The sequence below is a fragment of the Pseudomonas sp. LBUM1643 genome, assembly GCF_059716215.1.
The window spans coordinates 1572317-1590501 of the sequence record NZ_CP166813.1; the positions used below are offsets into that span (position 1 = coordinate 1572317).

The window sequence follows — 18185 nt, forward strand, 5'->3', positions numbered from 1 at the left end:
GATCTTCAGTGCTCACAAATACTTTGGGCACAGGTGATTGCCTGTCGGGACAGGCAGGTCCCCAGTGGATCTTCAGTGTTCGCAAATATCCAGGTCACAAAAGATCCCCTGTAGGAGCGAGCCTGCTCGCGATAGGGCCCGCCCAGGCACTGAAGATATTAATCTTCCTTCTTCATCAACCCAGCCAACGCCGAAAACGGGTTATGCGTCGCCTTGGCAATTTTCGGCGAGCCCAACGACCCCTCGCTGAAATACTGCTGGTCGGTGTAACGCGAGTGCTCGTTATCGTGGCAGTACAGGCACAGCAACTCCCAGTTCGAACCGTCCTGCGGGTTGTTGTCATGGTTATGGTCGCGGTGATGCACGGTCAGTTCGCTCAGGCGCTTGCCGGAAAACTCACGGGCGCAGCGGCCGCACACGTGCGGGTACATCTTCAGAGCCTTGTCGCGGTAACCCATTTCCTTGTCGCGCTGGTTATCGGCAAGGATGCGGTCCAACTTCGACGTGTTGGTTGGAGGCGTTGACGAACTCATGGGTTCACCTTTGTAAAAAGACTAATGACGGTTATAGAGGGAGTTTAGCTCAGCCCTTGAGCTTCTCGGCAATCCAGATGGTATGGCGGGTCCCTTTGTTTCCGTGGGCGAAGACCTGCACTTCCTCGGCCTTGAAGCCGGCTTTTTTCAGTTTGTCGGAAAACTGCCGATCGGCGCTTGCCGACCAGACGGCCAGCACGCCTTTAGGGCGCAGTGCCTTGGCGCAGGCACTCAACCCACCCGCAGAGTACAGCCAGCTGTTGGCTTTTTGGGTCAGGCCTTCAGGGCCGTTGTCGACGTCGAGCATGATCGCGTCAAAGCCCTGGGGTTCGGCTTGCAGGACCTTGGCCACGTCTTCCATGCGGATGACGGTGCGCGGGTCGAGCAGCGGGTTGCCGGCCTTCTCGCCGAGCGGTCCGCGGTTCCATTCAACGACACCGGGCACCAGTTCGGCGACGACCACTTGCGCGGTTTTGCCCAGGTGCTTGAGGGCCGAGGCGAGGGTGAAGCCCATGCCCAGGCCACCTATCAATACCCGCGAGTCCGGCCGGCCGGCGACCTTGCGGCAGGGAATCTCCGCCAGGGCATCTTCCGAACCATGCATGCGGGTATTCATCAGCTGCCCGCCATCGCCGCCCTGGATCTTGATGACGAAATCCTCACCGTATTCGAACAGGCACAGGGCACCGCCATTTTCAGGAATCGGAGTGGTGTCGAGCAGTACGAAACGTTTCATGAGGCTCTCTTGAGAAGATTGGGCATTGGGGAGGGCAAACACACGCAGTTGGGAGTAGCCTGCAAAAAGACAACAAGGCTAACGGAGCCATTGATGAAGCGCACCATTCTAACGGTCATTGCCTTGGCCGCGCTCTCGATTCCTGCAGTGCAGGCCCAGGAGCTGCAAGTCATTCCCACCAGTCCCGCGCCGATGTCCGGTTCACCTGGCACCGCGACACCGACACCGTACCCGCAGATTACCCCGACCAGTGTGCCGAGGGCCGGTCCTGGCAGTGGCAGCGCGCCCTTGTTGCCGCGGATTGAAATGCCCAATCCGCCCAAGGACCAGACCTTGCCGGGGCTTGAGCAGAACAACACCAGAATCAAATCCCCTGGCGGTTAAATTTGCTGGGACAGCAGCTGTCCATCCGCCATGCGCAGGCGTTTGGAAAGTGAAACGGCAAGGGCGCGGATGATCTTGGCGGCGATTTTTGGCGAATCGTTGAGCATCTTCTCCAGCGAATCCTTGCCCAGGTTAAGCAACTGACAGTCGCTCGCCGCCACGCAACTGGCCGAGCGGCGTTCACCATCCAGCACAGCCATTTCGCCGAACGCCCGGCCGCTGCGCAAGGTGGCCATGGTCACGGCTTGCCCGTCACTGTTGGTCTTCTGTACGGCCACCTGGCCGCTGTGGATGATGCACATGAAGCTGCCGGCATCGCCCTCGTGGAAAATCACTTCGCCCTCGGGGACGGTACTGATACTGAAGTAGCCGGACGCCGCCGCGAAGTCCGCTGGCAGCAAGTGATCGAAGAGGCCGCAATCCATCAGCCAGTAGCGGATTTCGTTGTTCAACTGAGTGTTTTCTGACATGTCGTTGTGTCTTTATCGGGTTCTATTGCGGGTTCAGGCCTGACGACACCAATGATGCGGAGTACCACAACCCTGTAGCAGCTGGCGAAGCCTGCGTTCGGCTGCGCAGCAGTCGTAAAACCAGTCACCGTGGTTTTCCATTTACACCGCGTTATCCGAATTTACGACTGCTGCGCAGCCGAACGCAGGCTTCGCCAGCTGCTACAGGGGTTGCGTCAGGCAGGGCTTGGTGTGCGGGTATTAACACCCGCACGCCGGGCCAACTTCCTCAGGCAATCCCCAGCACCTTGAAGACAAATGCGTATTCCAGCGCGACGTCACGCAATCCCTGATAACGCCCGCTCATCCCGCCATGTCCGGCGCCCAGTTCGGTCTTGAGCAACAGCGGATTCGTGTCGGTTTTGGTCGCGCGCAACTTGGCCACCCATTTGGCCGCTTCCCAATACTGCACGCGGCTGTCGTTGTAGCCGGCGATCACCAGTGTCGCCGGGTAGGCTTGGGCGGTGACGTTTTCATAAGGAGCGTAAGCCTTGATCCGCTCGTAAACCTCCGGCTCTTCGGGATTGCCCCACTCGTCGTATTCGGTGACGGTCAGCGGCAGGTCCGGGTCGAGCATCGTGTTCAGCACGTCGACGAACGGCACTTCAGCAATCGCAGCGCCGAACAGATCCGGGCGCTGATTGAGCACCGCACCGATCAACAAGCCACCCGCGCTGCCGCCACTGATCGCCAGTTGCGGGGCGGTGGTGTAGCCGTTGGCGATCAAGTGTTCGGCACACGCGATGAAGTCGCTGAAGGTGTTGTGCTTGTGTTCCTGCTTGCCTGCGCGATACCAGGCTTCGCCCAGTTCACCGCCGCCGCGCACATGCGCAATCGCAAACGCCACGCCGCGATCCAGCAGGCTCAGGCGTGCGTGGGAGAACCAAGGGTCGAGACTTTCGCCGTAAGCGCCGTAGCCGTAGAGATAAAGCGGTGTCGGGTTGCCCAGCGCTTCGCGTTTGACCACCAGGCTGATGGGCACTTGCGTCCCGTCGGGCGCGGTCGCCCATAGGCGCTGACTGACGTAGGCATCGGCATCGAACGGACCCAGTACCGGGGTTTGCTTGAGGACTTTCTGCTCGCCATTCGCCAATTCCAGCTGGCGGATTTGCGCCGGTCGGTTCAACGCTTCATAGCGCAGGCGGATGCGCTCGCTGACGAACTCCAGGCTGTTCTGTACATGCAGGCTGTAGGCCGCATCCGGCAGGTTGACGCGGTAGCTTGGCAGGTCTTGCGGGTGAACCTCGATGATGGGCAAACCGCCTTCGCGCAGGCTCAGGGTCAAGGCCCCCGCGTTGAGGCTCATGCCCTCGATCATCGTGGTATCGCTGTGCGGGATCAGTTTCTGCCAATCGGCCTCGGTCGGTGCAACGCCGGTATCGACGGCGCGGTACAGCGCGAAGTTGATCCCGTCGCGGTTGGTGCGAATGAACCAGGTCCATTCACCGTCGAGCGCGCCGTGATCGACATCGTATTCATGATCTTCCACGCGTGGTGCAACACAGGTGAACGCTTGCTGGGGCTGAGCAGCGTCGAGGACCCACACTTCACTGGTGGTCTTGCTGCCCAATGCCAGCAGCAATTGCAGCTCGGAACTCGAGCGATAGCAATGGAGGAAGAATCGACCGTCCGTCTCATGGAACACTTCTTCGGCCGCAGTGCCATCCAGTCGATAGCGGAACAGCTTGTGCGGGCGATGGGTGTCGTCCAGTTCGCCGAAAAACAGCGTCAGGCTGTCGTTGGCCCAGGTCATGCTGCCATCGCAGTCCTGGAACTCCAGCTCACTGACCCGGCCACAGGACAGTTCCTTCACGAACAGCGTGTACACCTCATCACCCGTGGAATCGATGCTGTAGGCCAGGCGCTGGTGGTCCGGGCTGATGCTGAACGCCCCAAGAGAGAAGAAACCGCCGTTGGCCAGTTCGTTCGGGTCCAGTAGCAGCTGTTCCTGACTTTCATCCAGCTGCAGGCCGTCATCGGCCGGGCGCGGGCAGCGGTAATGGCGCGCGTACTCGTCGCCAGCGGTGGTGCGGGTGTAATACAGATACGGACCCCACGGGGAGGGCAGGGACAGGTCAGTCTCGAGGATCCGGCCCTTGATTTCTTCGAACAGGGTTTCACGCAGTTCGGCTTGATCGGCGGTCTGCGCTTCCTGATAGCGGTTCTCAGCCTTCAAATAGTCGAGCACCGCGTCGGTGTCCCGCTCCTGCAACCAGGCATACGGGTCGGAACCTTCAGCCCGGTGGGCTATGGGTGCATCGGAAACGTTGGCGGATAGGGGCATGAAGGGCTCTCGGGCAATTAGCGCAATAGGGTTTCGCAACCTGTGGGAGCGAGCCTGCTCGCGATGGGGCCAGCACAATCAACATTGTCGTTGACTGACGCACCGCCTTCGCGAGCAGGCTCGCTCCCACAGGGATTAAGCTTGGGACAAGCCTGATGGGTGAAAAGTCGTTACTATAAGCGCCTCTTTGCCTCCCTTGCCATGGACACCATGACCGAGAACGACTATCTGATCGCTTGGGGCCTCTACGCCTTCGCCGCTATAGGCTGCCTGTTGGTGTGGATGCGCCTGACCCGCTGGATGTGGCGCTGGCTACGCGAGCCGCTGCGGCTGCTGGTGGCCGTGTTGCTGTTCAGCCCGACCATTATTGATCCCGTGAAGGAAAAAGTTGCACCGGCGATCGCCATTACCGCCCTCGACCTGATGTTCAAAGTCGGTAATAACGCCTGGCGGGCGATTTCCGACCTGTTCATGTACGGGATGATCGCCTTCGCCATCTACCTCATCTTTGTGGCTATACGCTTCCCTATCGAGCGCGCCGCCAACGCTCGCAAGGAACAGGCCGCCGCTGCACGGGAAGCTGCCCGGGCGGAAGAACCTGAAGATGAGCATCTGTTCGGCGGTGCCGGGGATGATCGTTACGGCCGTCCACCGCTACCGAGCAACCCTCAGCGTATGCGGGTTGAACCGCGTTTGTAATACTGGCCCCAGCTTTTCATCGAGAGACCGAGCATGTGTGAGTTATTGGGCATGAGCGCCAATGTCCCGACCGATATCGTGTTCAGCTTCACGGGGCTGATGCAGCGCGGCGGACGTACCGGCCCGCACCGTGACGGTTGGGGTATCGCGTTCTATGAAGGTCGCGGGTTGCGCTTGTTTCAGGATCCGGCGGCGAGCTGCGAGTCTGAAGTGGCGAATCTGGTGCAGCGCTATCCGATCAAGAGCGAAGTGGTCATCGGGCACATTCGCCAGGCCAACGTCGGCAAGGTCTGCCTGTCCAACACTCACCCGTTCGTCCGCGAGCTGTGGGGACGCAACTGGTGTTTCGCCCACAACGGCCAATTGGCGGATTTTCAACCGATCACCAGCTTCTACCGTCCCGTGGGCGATACCGACAGCGAAGCGGCGTTCTGTGACTTGCTTAACCGCGTGCGCGCCGCCTTTCCTGAGCCGGTCGACGTCGAAGAACTGTTGCCCGACCTGGTCGCCGCCTGCGCTGAATACCGCAATAAAGGCGTCTTCAACTGCCTGCTCAGTGATGGCGACTGGCTGTTTTGTTACTGCTCGACCAAACTTGCCCAGATTACCCGCCGCGCACCGTTTGGCCCGGCGCGCTTGAAAGATGTCGATGTGATCGTCGACTTCCAGGCCGAAACCACGCCCAACGACGTGGTGACCGTGATTGCCACCGAACCCTTGACCGAAAACGAAACCTGGACCCGGTACGAACCGGGCCAATGGAGCCTGTGGCGACGCGGTGAATGCGTCAGCCAGGGCAAGACCCAATAAGGACCGTCCCGATGTTGCTCAGTTATGTACGACTGGTATTGTTCGCGGCGGGCCTGTTGATCGGCGTGCAGGTGCCGGGTTTCATCAGCGATTACGCCAAGCGGGTCGAAGCGCATCTGATTGAGGCGCAGACCGGCTTGAGCGGTTTTCAAGGCACCGCCAATCAGTTCTTCAAAGGCGACATGCAGGCACTGGTCGCGCATTACCGCGCCAGTGAAGACCCGATATTCCGCAGCGACGCCGACAGCCTGAGCACCTTGCTCACCCGCCAGATCGCCCTCGATAAACAGTTCCAGGCCATGCAGGGCCCGTGGTACATCCGCGTCCTGCAAGTGGCCCTGGCCGCCGATCCGGATATCCGCAAGGAAACCTGGAATGGTTACAGCTACCAGATTCTGCTGACCCCGGAAGCGATGATCTGGGGCATGAGCGGCGCCTTGCTGCTGTCGTTCGGAATCGAATGCCTGTTCCGCCTGATCGACTGGGTGGTGCTGGGCGGCAAGCGCCTGCGCCAGAGTCGGCCGATTGAAGATCGGGATGTGCGGGGGTTGTAACTAGATTGCACCAGATACACCCAATTCCCTGTAGCAGCTGGCGCAGCCTGCGTTCGACTGCGAAGCAGTCGCTGTCCAGGCACCGTGATACCGGTTTGAAAATCAGGTCCGCTTCGCGCCCCAACGCAGGCTTCGCCAGCTGCTACAGGTTGTCGTGAGGCTTGACTGATCGGCATGCCTGCTTAACTTTCACCAATCTACCGAATAACTCATGCTCAGCGTCCGGCCTTGAGCGTTCGCGTAAGGCGCTCGCGCATTGGCTTGAGCAAACAGGTTTTTGTACGTGCGGTCAGTCAGGTTGTACACCCCGCCTTCAAGACGCCCGACCGGCAAGTGCACCGAACCGAGTAAATCCACCAGCGTATAGCCATTGATGTCTCGCCCGTTGTTGTCCTTGGCGGCGGCATCGTAGTTGGCCAGGCGCATGCCTTGCAGACGCAGGGCGTAATCATCCTTGGCGTAGCCGGCAAACAACGTGGTTTTAGCGGGTGAAATACGGGTGGCCGGCAGGTCGATCCATTTGCCGTTCTGTTCGGTTTCCCCTTTGGCCCAGGCGTATGTGCCGCCGAGCGACCAGTCATCAGTGACACGATACGTCAGGCTGCTTTCGATACCTCGAACCCGCTCTTTCTGATTGATCAGACGTAAAACCCGATTATTGGCATCGTAGAACTGGGTCACATCCGACGTGTTTTCATACGCCGTGACATCGGCTTGCCACTGGCTCCAGTTGCCACGCCAGCCCAGTTCATAACTGTCCACTTTGATTGCTTGAGCATTGAGGCTCTGGATGTCGAATGTGCTGCTGACATCGCGCATGAAGCGCTGGATGTCTGGCAGCGAAAACCCCTGGCTGTAATTGACGAAGAGGTCCTGGTTTTCGCTCAGGTGATACACCGCGCCCAGGTTATACAGCGTGGCGCTGTACTGAAGGGTGTCGCCGGGCAACGTAGCGCGTACTCCCGTCTGAACGATTTCACCGTAAGCAATACTGTCGGCGACCTCGCTTTTGATCCATTCACGGCGAATACCGCCACGCAACGTCCAATCACCGATTTCCCATGACATCTGCCCGAAAAGCGCTTTGGTGGTGGTTTCGATGTCAGGTCCCATTTCGTAGGTCGTGCCGGTTTTTGTGTAGGTCAAACCATTGAGCGTGTACTGGTCGCCACGCTGGCGCGAACGCTCGTGATCGTAGTCGGCGCCCCACACCAGATTACCCGTGGCATTGCCAATTGATGGAAGCGCCGAGTCAATGGCTGCACGCAGGCCGTAGACATCCTGCACGCTGTTGTTGTCGGCTATGCCGGCCTTGCCCCGCGACAGGTCCGGAAAAAACAGCGCGTCGGCCTTGCGCCAGTAGCTTTCCAGTTGCAGACCCTGGTTGTAGAAGTCCTTGTCGGTGTAATTGAGGTTGACTGCCTGATTATGGGTATAAGGCTGATCGCCCAGTTTCAGTCCCTTGACCGCAACGGCTTGCTGCCGGTTTCTCGGGTCTTTGGTGTAGTCGGTATCTTGCTGGTCCTTGTAGTTCTGCAGCGACAGGCTGAGTTTCTTGTCAGCATCCAGCTCATACCCGAATCGACCTTGCAGGTCATAGGTTTCGGTGTCCATGTTGCTGCCCTGGGACGTGTCCTGAGGGATACGCTTGCCGCTGCCGTCGTATTGGTCGTTGCGCTGGGTCAGGTCGGCGGACACGTACCAGTCCAGCGCATCCCTGCGCCCGGTCGCGCTCTGGAAGACTTCATAGGCGAGGCCTTTTGCATTGAAGTGGTTGCCGCTGCTCAGGCCCAACTTGCTGCTATAGGCGATGTCCTGACCCTGATTACGCTTGGTGATGATATTGATGATGCCGCCTGAGGCACCGGCACCGTAGACGCTGCTGGCGCCGGAGATCACTTCGATGCGTTCGATGCTCGCCGGCGCAACGCTGTTGAGCTGACGAAAATTATCGCGCGTGGCGTTCTGTGACACGCCATCGATCAGCACCAGCATGTTGCGCCCGCGCAGGGTCTGTCCAAAGTTGCTCATTCCGCCGCTGGAAGGTGCAAGCCCGGGAACCAGTTGCCCGAGAATGTCGGAGACCCGACGACCTGCGCCGCTTTGCTCGCGGACCTGCTGTTCATCGATGACCTGCACAGAGCCAGGAATCGAGGCAATGCTCACTTCGTTGCGTGTAGCGGAAACGACGGTGGCCTGAATGTCCAGGGTGCCGGGCGGCGGCTCGATCTCCTCGGCGAGGCTGGAGGGGCTGAAAGCGCCGAGCAGGGGAATAAGGTACGAAAGTCTGGATTGGGTCATGTTGTGGTCTTTTTTTATGATTGAAGTGGTAGAAAGCGTTTTGCTGCCGGGTGCTGAGGCGAGCTAACGAATCCAGCGAATCCCGAAAGCAGCCAGTGCGTAAGCCACCGCTACCAGCCAGAAACTGTGAGCCAGGCCGATCACACCCATGCCGACGCCGCCGACAACAACGCCTAGCAAGGCACCGGCTTTTGCCGCGCTGTTTCCAAGGCCCAAGGCAAAACCGAGTTGATTTGGGGTGACGGTGCAGGCGATCAATGCATAAGCGACGGGAAGCAGGGCGCCTTGCCAGATGCCCCAGATGAGCCGGCTGACGAGAAAACCCATCCATTCGTTAGCCAGTGCTGTCGCGGCGAGCGTCAGGGCGCAAAGCCAGGCCACACTTTCGATAACGCGCAAGGTTTGAGCCGGCGCCCAACGATCGAACAAGCGCCCCCACATCGGTGCGGACAGTGCAAGGGTCGCGGCGCTTGCCGCGTAAGTGGCCCCGATCAGCCAATTGGGTGCTTGTAAAATGTCGGCGACATACAGGGCGTAAAACGGCTGCGGTATCGTCTTCGCGGCCTGGATCAGTACGATCACCAGCAGCATCGAGCCGAGCCAGCCTTTGGGCAGATTCACGGGCGCAACAGGTTTTTCACGCGAACCTCGAGTGGTGTCGGCCGGCAGGAAAAGACTTCCCGCCGCGCACACGAGGCACATCGCCGTGGCGCCATAAAAAAGAAGGGCAACTGCACATATCAGGGTTGATCAGTTTCTCTCGAAACAGCGCCTGCATCAGGCGCTGAAAGCTCCGTTGGATGGCGGGTTCCAGCGCTTTCATCAGATGGTCAAGCGTGATGCGATGGCTCTGAAACGCCTCTGTTTCGAGGGCTTCACTCCAGTGCGTGAGCAATTGCTGCTGTAGTTGCGTGTAGGCGCGCATCGAGTTCGACTCCTTGTCGACAGTCGTTAGCTGAAAGCGCGCAAAGAGTATTATTTTTCGAAAACAATGGTAATGAAGACGATTCCTATTATCGTGTAGGAGGCTTCCTGTTCATACGTTTGGTAACGGTTTGCTCAAGCGGACATACCCTTCACCCACCTGCTGCGCATACGCCTCCAGCACCTGCTGACACAACGCCACAATCTCCTCGACCCATTCCACGCCCACCCGCCACGACACCACCACCTGCAAGTTCGGCGGCCGTTGATCGACGTTCAACAGCGTCAGTTCACCCCGCGCCAATTCCTCGGCGACCAGCACCGGCGGCAATGCACCGATACCAAAGCCATCGCGCAGCAAACGGGTGATGGCCGACACCGAATTCACGCAATTCAGCCGCGGCGCCATCACTCCATTCGCTTGCATCAGGCTCAAAATATCCTGATGCGGATGGGAGTTTTTCGAGTAGGTGATGATCCGTTCCCGCGCGAGGTCGGCGATGCCCGAATACTCCCGGTTGTAGAGGGAATTGCTGGCCGCGATCCAGCCAATGGGATGACTGGCCAGCTCCAGGCTGCGTACGCTTTCCTGGCGCAGCAGATCGGTTTGCAGGATCACGTCTAGAAAGCCTTTTTGCAGCTGATCGCAGAGATTGAGCGAGGTATCGGCGACCAACTCGATTTCCACCAGCGGATAGTGGTCCGTCATCTGCGCCACCAACGGGCTGAGCCAGGTGTGAATCACCGTGTCCATCACGCCGATGCGGATCCGTCCGACTTTGCAGGAACGGGTCTCGATCGAGTGCTTGAGCGCCTGCATGGTGTCCATCATCTGCTCGGCGTATTCGAGTACTTTCAGGCCTTCGGGCGTCAGGCTGACGCCGCGAGAATCGCGCAGGAACAATTTCACGCCAAGCTCGGTTTCGAGCACCGCGATCCGGCTGGAAATCGATGCTTGAGTGGTGAACAGCTTGTCTGCCGTCAGGCGGAAACTCTTGAGTCGGGCAACCCAGACAAACGTCTCGAGAAACTTCAAGTTCATGGAATCAACTCGCGGGCTTGAATCGGGGGATAAATTTTTCTTATGCCTAAGGCGGGTTTTTATTAGTTGGACGCAGTAGGGGCGGGCGTCCAAAAATCGACGCATCCGGTTCCCACGATAGGCGTCGTCGGGGCTCAGAACAATACCAATAAAATTTGCGCGGAGATTCGCCATGAGTGCGCCCGACACGCTCGATACCCCGAAGGCCACGGCTCGCCCGGGACCATTCGACTGGTATCACAACATCAATCAGCAGGAACGTCGCACCTTCTGGAGCTGCAAGATCGGCTATGGCCTGGACGGCATGGACACCCAGATGCTCAGCTTCGTGGTGCCCACCCTGATTGCCATGTGGGGCATTACTACCGGTGAAGCCGGGCTGATTCACACCAGTACCTTGATCGCTTCGGCCATTGGCGGCTGGGTGGCGGGGATTCTGTCCGATCGCATCGGTCGCGTTCGCACCTTGCAGCTGACGGTGCTGTGGTTCGCCTTCTTCACCTTCCTCTGCGGCTTTGCGCAAAACTACGAACAACTGCTGATCAGCCGCACGTTGATGGGCTTCGGTTTCGGCGGCGAATGGACCGCTGGCGCGGTGTTGATGGGCGAAGTGATTCGCGCCAAGGACCGTGGCAAAGCAGTGGGCATGGTGCAGTCGGGATGGGCGCTGGGATGGGGCCTGACGGCAATTCTGTATGCGTTGCTGTTCTCGGTATTACCGCCAGAGGACGCCTGGCGCGCGTTGTTCATCCTGGGGATTGTGCCAGCGATTTTCGTGATTTTCGTTCGACGGCTGGTCAAGGACCCGGAGATTTATCGCGAAGCCAAGGCCAGGCAGGAACCGGGTAATCAGGCGAAGTTTTACGAGATCTTCGCTCCCGGAATCCTGTTCACCACGATTCGCGCTTCGGTGCTGACCACGGGCGCACTCGGCGGTTACTACGCCATCACCTCCTGGTTGCCGACTTTTCTGAAGAACGAGCGCGGCTTGAGCGTGCTCGGTACGGGCGGCTATCTGGCGATGGTGATCGTCGGCTCCTACGTCGGCTATGTCATCAGCGCGTATTTGACTGACATCCTCGGCCGCAAGAAAAACTTCATTCTGTTTGCCGTCGGCTCTTTCACCATTGTGCTGCTCTATACCCAGTTGCCCGTCAGTAATGGCGTGATGCTCTGGCTAGGCTTCCCGCTGGGCTTCTTTGCCTCGGGGATTTTCAGCGGCATGGGGGCGTTTCTCACGGAGCTGTTTCCGACACGGATTCGCGGTTCGGGCCAGGGCTTTTGCTACAACATCGGCCGGGCGCTGGCGGCATTGTTTCCGCTGTTGATCGGCTTGCTAAGCCAGAAGGTACCGTTGAGCGTAGGTATCGGGGCGTTTGCGGCAGTGTCCTACGGGGTGGTAATACTCGCGGCATTGAGTCTGCCGGAAACACGTGGCAAGCAATTGGATGCGCAGTAATCTGCCTGCATCTGAAAAGAATAAAGCCTACAGGAGTGTTCACCGTGAGCCGCCTGCTATTGAACTGCGACATCGGCGAGAGTTTCGGCAACTGGACCATGGGTCTGGACGCCGAGGTCATGCCCTTCATTGATTGCGCCAACATTGCCTGCGGCTTTCACGCCGGCGACCCGAGCATCATGCGCAAGACCGTCAGCCTGGCCGTGAGCAATGGCGTGCTGATCGGTGCGCATCCGGCTTATCAGGACCTGGTGGGTTTTGGTCGGCGTTCCATGGCTTACACCGCCGAGGAACTGCAAGACATCCTGCATTACCAGATCGGTGCACTGGATGGCATTTGCCGCGCTCAGGGCGGGCGGGTGAGCTACGTCAAACCCCACGGCGCGATGTACAACGACATGATGGCCAACCCCGCGCAATTGCGAGCGGTGCTGCAGGCGGTAGCCGCGTATGACCGGACGCTGCCGCTGATGCTGATGGCGACTCGTGACAACAGCGTCGCGCAGCAGCTTGGCAATGAATACGGCATCACGCTGTGGTTCGAAGCGTTCGCCGATCGCGCCTACGACAGCGCGGGCAGGCTTGTTTCGCGTCAACAGCCAGGCGCCGTGCACCATGACCCGGAAAAAATCATCGAACAGGCGCTGACCATTGCCCGGGGCGGCGACCTCACTGCCAGCGATGGCAGTGCCTTGCATCTGCAGGCCAACACCCTTTGCGTTCATGGCGACAACAGCAGTTCTGTCGCTGCCGTGCGACGTATCCGCGAAGCCCTCGATCAGCAGCGTGCGTCATGAAGCTGCGGGTGGAAGTGGTGGCGCTGGATTGCCTGATGGTCCGCCTGTTCGATGAGATCGCAGAGGCCAACATGCCCTGGATGCTCGCGGCCAGCGAAAGTCTGCGGACGGCGTTCGCCGGGCATCTGATCGACCTGGTGCCGTCCTACACAACCTTGATGGTGCATTACGACCTCAGCGCATTGAATCCGTCCCAGGCTCGAGAGTTGATCAGCGCCGCGTTGATCGATCTGTCGCCCAACGCGCGCACCCGCGGCACCTGTCATGTATTGCCGGTCTGGTATGACCTGATCGTCGGCCCGGAGTTGAACCTGTTATCGCAACGCAGCGGGTTGGCGGTGGCTGACGTGATCCGCCGTCACAGCGAGCATGAATATCAAGTATTCGCCCTGGGCTTCGCGCCGGGATTTGCCTTCATGGGGCTGGTCGAGGAAGTGCTGGCGGCGCCGCGTCTGGATACGCCACGGAAAAAAGTCGCGGCCGGCAGCGTGGGTATTGCCGAGCGGCAGACTGCGGCCTACCCGGTCGTGTCGCCCGGTGGCTGGAACCTGATCGGCCGAACCCCGGCCAAATTGTTCGACCGTGAACGCGATGGCTACAGCCTGATGCAACCGGGCGATACGGTGCGCTTCGAGGCGATCAGTCACGCCGAGTTCCTCAACCTGGGTGGCGATGACACGCCACTGGAGGCACAGGCATGAGCCATCTATCGATTGAAGCAAGCACACCGTTGTGCCTGTTGCAGGACGCAGGTCGGTTCGGCGTGCGGCATCTGGGTGTGACACAGGGCGGGGCGCTGGATTGGCGTTCGATGTCGTGGGCGAACTGGCTGCTGGGCAATGAGCTGGATGCCCCGGTGATAGAAATCACCCTCGGCGGGTTTACCGTGGTCGCGCAAGAGGATTGCGTGCTGGCGCTTGCCGGAGCGGACCTCGGCGCCCAAGTGGATGGCGAGGCGCTGGCGCCATGGCGCAGTTTCAGGCTGAACAAGGGGCAGCGCCTGCAACTGACTCAGCCGCTGCTTGGGGCTCGGGCTTATTTGGCGGCACCGGGAGGGTTTGATGCGCCGAAGGTATTGGGCAGCAGTTCAACCGTGGTTCGAGAGGCGCTTGGCGGGCTGGACGCAATGGGTCGGGCGCTGGCCAAGGGCGCGCAGTTGAGTTATCGGGGGAGCTCGCTGTTACTGCTGCGAGAATTGCCTTCGACACATCGACCGGACTTCCACCAGAACAGGCCGTTGGACCTGGTACTGGGCGCGCAGATTGGCGAGTTCAGCGGGCAGAGCTCGTTCGATGCGTTCAACACTGTCTGGACCCTGGACAGCCGCGCGGACCGGATGGGCATTCGCTTGCTGGGAACGGCGCTGGAGTATCAGGGCAAGCCAATGATCTCCGAAGGCATCCCGCTCGGTGCCGTTCAGGTGCCGCCGGATGGTCAGCCGATTGTGCTGCTCAATGATCGGCAGACCATTGGCGGGTATCCACGATTGGGCGCATTGACGCCGTTGGCGTTGGCGCATTTGGCTCAGTGTTTGCCGGGGGCGAAGGTGCGCTTACGGCCGGTGGTGCAGGAAGCGGCGCATCGGGAGCAGATCCAGTACCTGAAACGCTTCTAATTGTGGCGAGGGAGCTTGCTCCCGCTGGGCTGCGAAGCAGCCCCGCACTTTTACGTGACAAAGCAAGGGGCTGCTGCGCAGCCCAGCGGGAGTGAACTCCCTCGCCACAAATGTCATGCATTATTTGGACAGATACCGCATCCCTTCCTCCAACCCCCGCAACGTCAGCGGGTACATCTGATCATCAATCAAGTCCCTCACGATGTTGGTCGATGAGGTATAGCCCCACGTATCTTTCGGGTAAGGATTGATCCAGATGACCTTCTTGTACTTCTCCATGAACCGCTGCATCCACACGTAACCGGCTTCTTCGTTCCAGTGTTCGACGCTGCCGCCGGCCTGGGTGATTTCATACGGCGCCATGGCGGCATCACCGATGAAGATCACTTTGTAGTCGGCACCGTACTTGTGCAGCAAGTCCTGGGTCGACGTGCGCTCGGAAGTACGGCGCATGTTGTTCTTCCACACCGACTCATAAATGAAGTTGTGGAAGTAGAAGTACTCCAGATGCTTGAACTCGGTCTTGCAGGCCGAGAACAACTCCTCGCAGATTTTTACATGGGCGTCCATCGAGCCGCCGATGTCGAACAGCAACAACAGCTTCACGGTATTGCGCCGCTCCGGACGCATCTGGATGTTCAGCAGCCCGGCATCACGCGCGGTGTGGTCGATGGTGCCATCGATGTCCAGTTCCTCCGCCGCACCCTGGCGGGCGAATTTGCGCAGGCGCCGCAGCGCGACCTTGATGTTGCGCGTGCCCAGCTCGACCGAGTCATCGAGGTTTTTGTACTCGCGCTGATCCCAGACCTTGACCGCCTTGCCCTGACGTTTGCCTGCATCGCCTACCCGAATGCCTTCCGGGTTGAAGCCACCGGAACCGAACGGGCTGGTACCGCCAGTGCCGATCCACTTGTTGCCACCGGCATGGCGTTCCTTCTGTTCTTCCAGGCGTTTCTTGAATTCCTCGATGAGCTTGTCCAGACCGCCCAGGGACTGGATCGCGGCCCGTTCTTCGTCGGTCAGGGAACGCTCGAATTCCTTGCGCAACCAGTCTTCAGGAATCAATGCCTGAAGGTGATCGTCGAGCTTTTCCAGGCCGTTGAAATACGCACCGAACGCTCGGTCAAACTTGTCGAAATGCTTTTCGTCCTTTACCAGAATCGCCCGGGACAGGTAATAGAACTCGTCCATATCGGCGAAGGTCACGCGCTGTTTCAGCGCGTTGATCAGGTCCAGCAGCTCACGCACCGAGACCGGAACCTTGGCAGCACGCATTTCATTGAACAGGTTGAGCAGCATGGCTATCGCCCTCTATCTTGTTAAAAGAGGGATCAGCGAGTGCCGCGACGGCTCATGAACGCCAGGCGCTCAAGCAATTGCACGTCCTGTTCGTTCTTCACCAAAGCGCCGGCCAGGGGCGGAATGGCCTTGGTCGGATCACGTTCACGCAGCACCGCTTCGCCAATGTTGTCGGCCATCAGCAGCTTCAGCCAATCCACCAGTTCGGAGGTCGATGGCTTCTTTTTCAGACCAGGCACTTTGCGCACGTCGAAGAACACGTCCAGCGCTTCGCTTACCAGCTCTTTCTTGATGTCCGGGTAGTGCACGTCGACGATTTTCTGCAGCGTGGTGCGATCTGGGAAGGCGATGTAATGGAAGAAGCAACGGCGCAGGAAAGCGTCCGGCAGCTCTTTCTCGTTGTTGGAGGTAATGATGATGATCGGGCGTTTCTTGGCCTTGATGGTCTCGTCGATCTCGTAAACGTAGAACTCCATCTTGTCGAGTTCTTGCAGCAGGTCGTTCGGGAACTCGATATCGGCCTTGTCGATTTCATCGATCAGCAGGATCACCCGCTCGTCGGACTCGAAAGCCTCCCACAGCTTGCCCTTTTTCAGGTAGTTGCGAACGTCGTGGACCTTGTCCGTGCCCAGTTGCGAGTCGCGCAGGCGGCTGACCGCGTCATACTCGTACAGGCCCTGATGGGCCTTGGTGGTGGACTTGATGTGCCAGGTGATCAGCTTGGCGCCAAAGGATTCGGCCAGTTGCTCGGCGAGCATGGTCTTGCCGGTGCCTGGCTCGCCCTTGACCAGCAGTGGCCGCTCCAGGGTGATGGCGGCGTTGACCGCCAGCTTCAGGTCATCGGTGGCGACATAGGCCTGGGTGCCTTCGAACTTCATCGGGTAATCCTCGAACGGTGACGCCGACCTGGACGATGCAGGGCGGGGCGGGCGAATTCATTGTGATGCCCGACTATAACTCGCAGGCCGGTCGACTGTGAACGCAGACGGCTTATTCAGTCTCTGAATGGCGCGTCACTTCCTGACTTGTTGCGAGGCGGCGCAATAACTACCGTTACGCAAAAAACCTAACCCGCCTCCGGCTTCGGCCGCTCGTACCGGGCATTGAACGCCTGGACGAAACCGTTGCGCAAAATCTGTAAAAACGCCTGAAATGCGCTGATGTCCTGGCGATGCACGTTGCCGCTGAGCTCCACGCGTGTGGCAAACTGGTTCTTGACCTGGTTCTTCAGCACCGTTTCGGAGCCCCCGACGATGGCTTCCCAGATTGAGCGGAAGATCCCTTTGTCCTTGTTCTCCACGTCCTGCTGCCAGTTGAAAACGTCAACGTCTTTTAACAACGGTTTGATGTAGCCCTTGAGCCGCCCCTTGTTAGCCTCGGCTTCAATCACCACATCGCCATGACCGGCATTGAAGTCGAACTTGCCATAGGCCGACGCAAAGTCATTCATGCGCTTGAGTTCGATGTCCCTGGCCCGCAGGCGAAATTCGAAATCCTCGAAATTGCTTAACGGGTCGAACGTGGCGGTGGTTTCCAGCGGTGCATGCCCGAGCAACAGTGCTTTGCCTTCAAAGCGAGCGTCACGTTTGCCTTCCTTATCAACCACGTTGGTCAGGTTGTAGATGCTGGCATTCACCTGGGTCGCGTTCATGTTCACCGGCGGCTTGGAGTTGAAGTTGCGAAAACTGATCTTGCCGTCATGTATCCGGACTTCGTCCAGGGTGATCGGCAACAGTTTGCTCAACTGAGCGCGCCAGTCAGTACCCTGACCGGTCTGGGAGTTCTGTTTGTTGGCACCGCCGTCGACGAAGTTCACTTCGGGATTGAAGAACTGCGCCTGGGCCACCACCGCATGGTCGGACCAGAGCGAGTGCCAGCTCACGGCCAAGTCGATCAGCGGCGCATTGACGAACGGGACCGGGACCTTGCCGTCAACCTTGACGATTTTAAGCCCGTTGATTTTGTAGGCGCCGCGCCACCACGCCAGGTCGACGTCGGTGATCTGGCCGCGGTAGTCGCCCATGTCCGCCAGCTTGTCGTTCAGGTAGTCGCGCACCAGATAGGGCAGGGCGATATGCAGCGCTATCAGCAGTACGACGAGGCCTGCGAGGGACCACAAGGGCCAACTGTAACGACGTTTCATGATGGCAAATCTCCGGCGATGTAAAGCCATTGACTGTTCTTATTACAGGACGTTCGACCTGACTGGACGACCACGAGCAACAGGCTTACCTTTGAG

Annotated in this window: 17 protein-coding genes and 2 pseudogenes; 8 read left to right on the forward strand and 11 right to left on the reverse strand. The window is 59.1% G+C overall.

Annotated elements, in window-relative coordinates; translation table 11 throughout:
- Positions 1–158 precede the first annotated feature (158 nt).
- Positions 159–533, reverse strand: coding sequence for a YajD family HNH nuclease (locus tag ACA063_RS07045; protein ID WP_497665299.1), 375 nt, complete (start codon positions 531–533; stop codon positions 159–161).
- Positions 534–582: 49 nt separating this feature from the next.
- Positions 583–1269 (reverse strand): spermidine synthase, encoded by a 687-nt coding sequence (locus ACA063_RS07050; RefSeq protein ID WP_162436927.1) that lies wholly within the window; start codon positions 1267–1269, stop codon positions 583–585.
- A 93-nt stretch (positions 1270–1362) separates the two neighbouring features.
- Here ACA063_RS07050 and ACA063_RS07055 point away from each other — a divergent pair, with 93 nt between their 5' ends.
- Positions 1363–1653, forward strand: a complete 291-nt coding sequence (locus tag ACA063_RS07055; RefSeq protein WP_162436926.1) for a hypothetical protein — start codon at positions 1363–1365, stop codon at positions 1651–1653.
- Here the strand turns inward: ACA063_RS07055 and ACA063_RS07060 are convergent.
- Both ACA063_RS07060 and ACA063_RS07065 read right to left on the reverse strand, forming a co-directional pair.
- Positions 1650–2123 carry a Crp/Fnr family transcriptional regulator gene (locus ACA063_RS07060; RefSeq protein ID WP_497665300.1) on the reverse strand — a complete coding sequence of 158 codons (474 nt, stop codon included), beginning with the start codon at positions 2121–2123 and terminating at the stop codon, positions 1650–1652. The two genes, ACA063_RS07055 and ACA063_RS07060, sit on opposite strands and share 4 nt — an antisense overlap.
- 268 nt (positions 2124–2391) lie before the next feature.
- On the reverse strand, positions 2392–4446 hold the full coding sequence (locus ACA063_RS07065) for a S9 family peptidase (protein WP_497665301.1): 2055 nt from the start codon (positions 4444–4446) through the stop codon (positions 2392–2394).
- Positions 4447–4647: 201 nt separating this feature from the next.
- On the opposite strand from ACA063_RS07065, the gene ACA063_RS07070 reads away from it, so the two are divergent.
- From ACA063_RS07070 to ACA063_RS07080, 3 genes are read left to right on the forward strand one after another with little or no spacing between them, the layout of a single operon-like run.
- Positions 4648–5145, forward strand: a complete 498-nt coding sequence (locus ACA063_RS07070) for an MFS transporter (RefSeq protein ID WP_497666484.1) — start codon at positions 4648–4650, stop codon at positions 5143–5145.
- Between the two features lie 33 nt (positions 5146–5178).
- Entirely contained in the window at positions 5179–5955 is a 777-nt protein-coding gene (locus ACA063_RS07075) for a class II glutamine amidotransferase (RefSeq protein WP_497665302.1), read from the forward strand.
- Positions 5956–5966: 11 nt separating this feature from the next.
- The gene (locus tag ACA063_RS07080; RefSeq protein WP_162436922.1) at positions 5967–6509 is read left to right on the forward strand and encodes a DUF2937 family protein; all 543 of its coding nucleotides are present in this window, start codon (positions 5967–5969) and stop codon (positions 6507–6509) included.
- A gap of 189 nt (positions 6510–6698) precedes the next feature.
- Here the strand turns inward: ACA063_RS07080 and ACA063_RS07085 are convergent, their stop codons facing one another.
- The 4 genes and pseudogenes from ACA063_RS07085 to ACA063_RS07100 all read right to left on the reverse strand — a co-directional run bounded on the left by ACA063_RS07085 (position 6699) and on the right by ACA063_RS07100 (position 10776).
- Entirely contained in the window at positions 6699–8810 is a 2112-nt protein-coding gene (locus ACA063_RS07085; protein ID WP_497665303.1) for a TonB-dependent receptor, read from the reverse strand.
- A gap of 63 nt (positions 8811–8873) precedes the next feature.
- Positions 8874–9551 (reverse strand): annotated as a pseudogene (locus ACA063_RS07090) (MFS transporter); the annotation flags it as partial.
- Positions 9544–9735: pseudogene (locus tag ACA063_RS07095) on the reverse strand (IucA/IucC family protein); the annotation flags it as partial. The pseudogenes ACA063_RS07090 and ACA063_RS07095, both read right to left, overlap by 8 nt.
- A 111-nt stretch (positions 9736–9846) precedes the next feature.
- Positions 9847–10776: a LysR family transcriptional regulator gene (locus tag ACA063_RS07100; protein ID WP_497665304.1), complete on the reverse strand. Its 930-nt coding sequence runs from the start codon at positions 10774–10776 to the stop codon at positions 9847–9849.
- A gap of 172 nt (positions 10777–10948) precedes the next feature.
- On the opposite strand from ACA063_RS07100, the gene ACA063_RS07105 reads away from it, so the two are divergent.
- The 4 genes from ACA063_RS07105 to ACA063_RS07120 are packed head-to-tail and all read left to right on the forward strand — an operon-like array spanning position 10949 to position 14647.
- A complete protein-coding gene (locus ACA063_RS07105; RefSeq protein WP_497665305.1) occupies positions 10949–12235 on the forward strand; it encodes an MFS transporter in 1287 nt (428 codons plus the stop codon).
- 44 nt (positions 12236–12279) lie between these two features.
- Positions 12280–13032 carry a 5-oxoprolinase subunit PxpA gene (locus tag ACA063_RS07110; protein ID WP_497665306.1) on the forward strand — a complete coding sequence of 251 codons (753 nt, stop codon included), beginning with the start codon at positions 12280–12282 and terminating at the stop codon, positions 13030–13032.
- Positions 13029–13733: a 5-oxoprolinase subunit B family protein gene (locus ACA063_RS07115; RefSeq protein ID WP_497665307.1), complete on the forward strand. Its 705-nt coding sequence runs from the start codon at positions 13029–13031 to the stop codon at positions 13731–13733. Before ACA063_RS07110 ends, ACA063_RS07115 begins: the two co-directional genes overlap by 4 nt.
- Positions 13730–14647, forward strand: a complete 918-nt coding sequence (locus ACA063_RS07120) for a 5-oxoprolinase subunit C family protein (protein WP_497665308.1) — start codon at positions 13730–13732, stop codon at positions 14645–14647. Before ACA063_RS07115 ends, ACA063_RS07120 begins: the two co-directional genes overlap by 4 nt.
- A gap of 120 nt (positions 14648–14767) precedes the next feature.
- Here ACA063_RS07120 and ACA063_RS07125 read toward each other — a convergent pair whose 3' ends face one another.
- The 3 genes from ACA063_RS07125 to ACA063_RS07135 form a co-directional block, all read right to left on the reverse strand.
- Positions 14768–15946 carry a vWA domain-containing protein gene (locus ACA063_RS07125; RefSeq protein ID WP_122837858.1) on the reverse strand — a complete coding sequence of 393 codons (1179 nt, stop codon included), beginning with the start codon at positions 15944–15946 and terminating at the stop codon, positions 14768–14770.
- 32 nt (positions 15947–15978) lie between these two features.
- Positions 15979–16824: an AAA family ATPase gene (locus ACA063_RS07130; RefSeq protein WP_497665309.1), complete on the reverse strand. Its 846-nt coding sequence runs from the start codon at positions 16822–16824 to the stop codon at positions 15979–15981.
- 188 nt (positions 16825–17012) lie between these two features.
- Positions 17013–18089 carry a DUF748 domain-containing protein gene (locus ACA063_RS07135; RefSeq protein WP_497665310.1) on the reverse strand — a complete coding sequence of 359 codons (1077 nt, stop codon included), beginning with the start codon at positions 18087–18089 and terminating at the stop codon, positions 17013–17015.
- Positions 18090–18185: the final 96 nt, after the last annotated feature.

Bases quoted from the DNA above. Each gene is read 5' to 3' on its own strand.
- ACA063_RS07045 (WP_497665299.1), bottom strand. From the start codon at position 533: ATGAGTTCGTCAACGCCTCCAACCAACACGTCGAAGTTGGACCGCATC.
- ACA063_RS07050 (WP_162436927.1), bottom strand. From the start codon at position 1,269: ATGAAACGTTTCGTACTGCTCGACACCACTCCGATTCCTGAAAATGGC.
- ACA063_RS07055 (WP_162436926.1), top strand. From the start codon at position 1,363: ATGAAGCGCACCATTCTAACGGTCATTGCCTTGGCCGCGCTCTCGATT.
- ACA063_RS07060 (WP_497665300.1), bottom strand. From the start codon at position 2,123: ATGTCAGAAAACACTCAGTTGAACAACGAAATCCGCTACTGGCTGATG.
- ACA063_RS07065 (WP_497665301.1), bottom strand. From the start codon at position 4,446: ATGCCCCTATCCGCCAACGTTTCCGATGCACCCATAGCCCACCGGGCT.
- ACA063_RS07070 (WP_497666484.1), top strand. From the start codon at position 4,648: ATGGACACCATGACCGAGAACGACTATCTGATCGCTTGGGGCCTCTAC.
- ACA063_RS07075 (WP_497665302.1), top strand. From the start codon at position 5,179: ATGTGTGAGTTATTGGGCATGAGCGCCAATGTCCCGACCGATATCGTG.
- ACA063_RS07080 (WP_162436922.1), top strand. From the start codon at position 5,967: ATGTTGCTCAGTTATGTACGACTGGTATTGTTCGCGGCGGGCCTGTTG.
- ACA063_RS07085 (WP_497665303.1), bottom strand. From the start codon at position 8,810: ATGACCCAATCCAGACTTTCGTACCTTATTCCCCTGCTCGGCGCTTTC.
- ACA063_RS07100 (WP_497665304.1), bottom strand. From the start codon at position 10,776: ATGAACTTGAAGTTTCTCGAGACGTTTGTCTGGGTTGCCCGACTCAAG.
- ACA063_RS07105 (WP_497665305.1), top strand. From the start codon at position 10,949: ATGAGTGCGCCCGACACGCTCGATACCCCGAAGGCCACGGCTCGCCCG.
- ACA063_RS07115 (WP_497665307.1), top strand. From the start codon at position 13,029: ATGAAGCTGCGGGTGGAAGTGGTGGCGCTGGATTGCCTGATGGTCCGC.
- ACA063_RS07120 (WP_497665308.1), top strand. From the start codon at position 13,730: ATGAGCCATCTATCGATTGAAGCAAGCACACCGTTGTGCCTGTTGCAG.
- ACA063_RS07125 (WP_122837858.1), bottom strand. From the start codon at position 15,946: ATGCTGCTCAACCTGTTCAATGAAATGCGTGCTGCCAAGGTTCCGGTC.
- ACA063_RS07130 (WP_497665309.1), bottom strand. From the start codon at position 16,824: ATGAAGTTCGAAGGCACCCAGGCCTATGTCGCCACCGATGACCTGAAG.
- ACA063_RS07135 (WP_497665310.1), bottom strand. From the start codon at position 18,089: ATGAAACGTCGTTACAGTTGGCCCTTGTGGTCCCTCGCAGGCCTCGTC.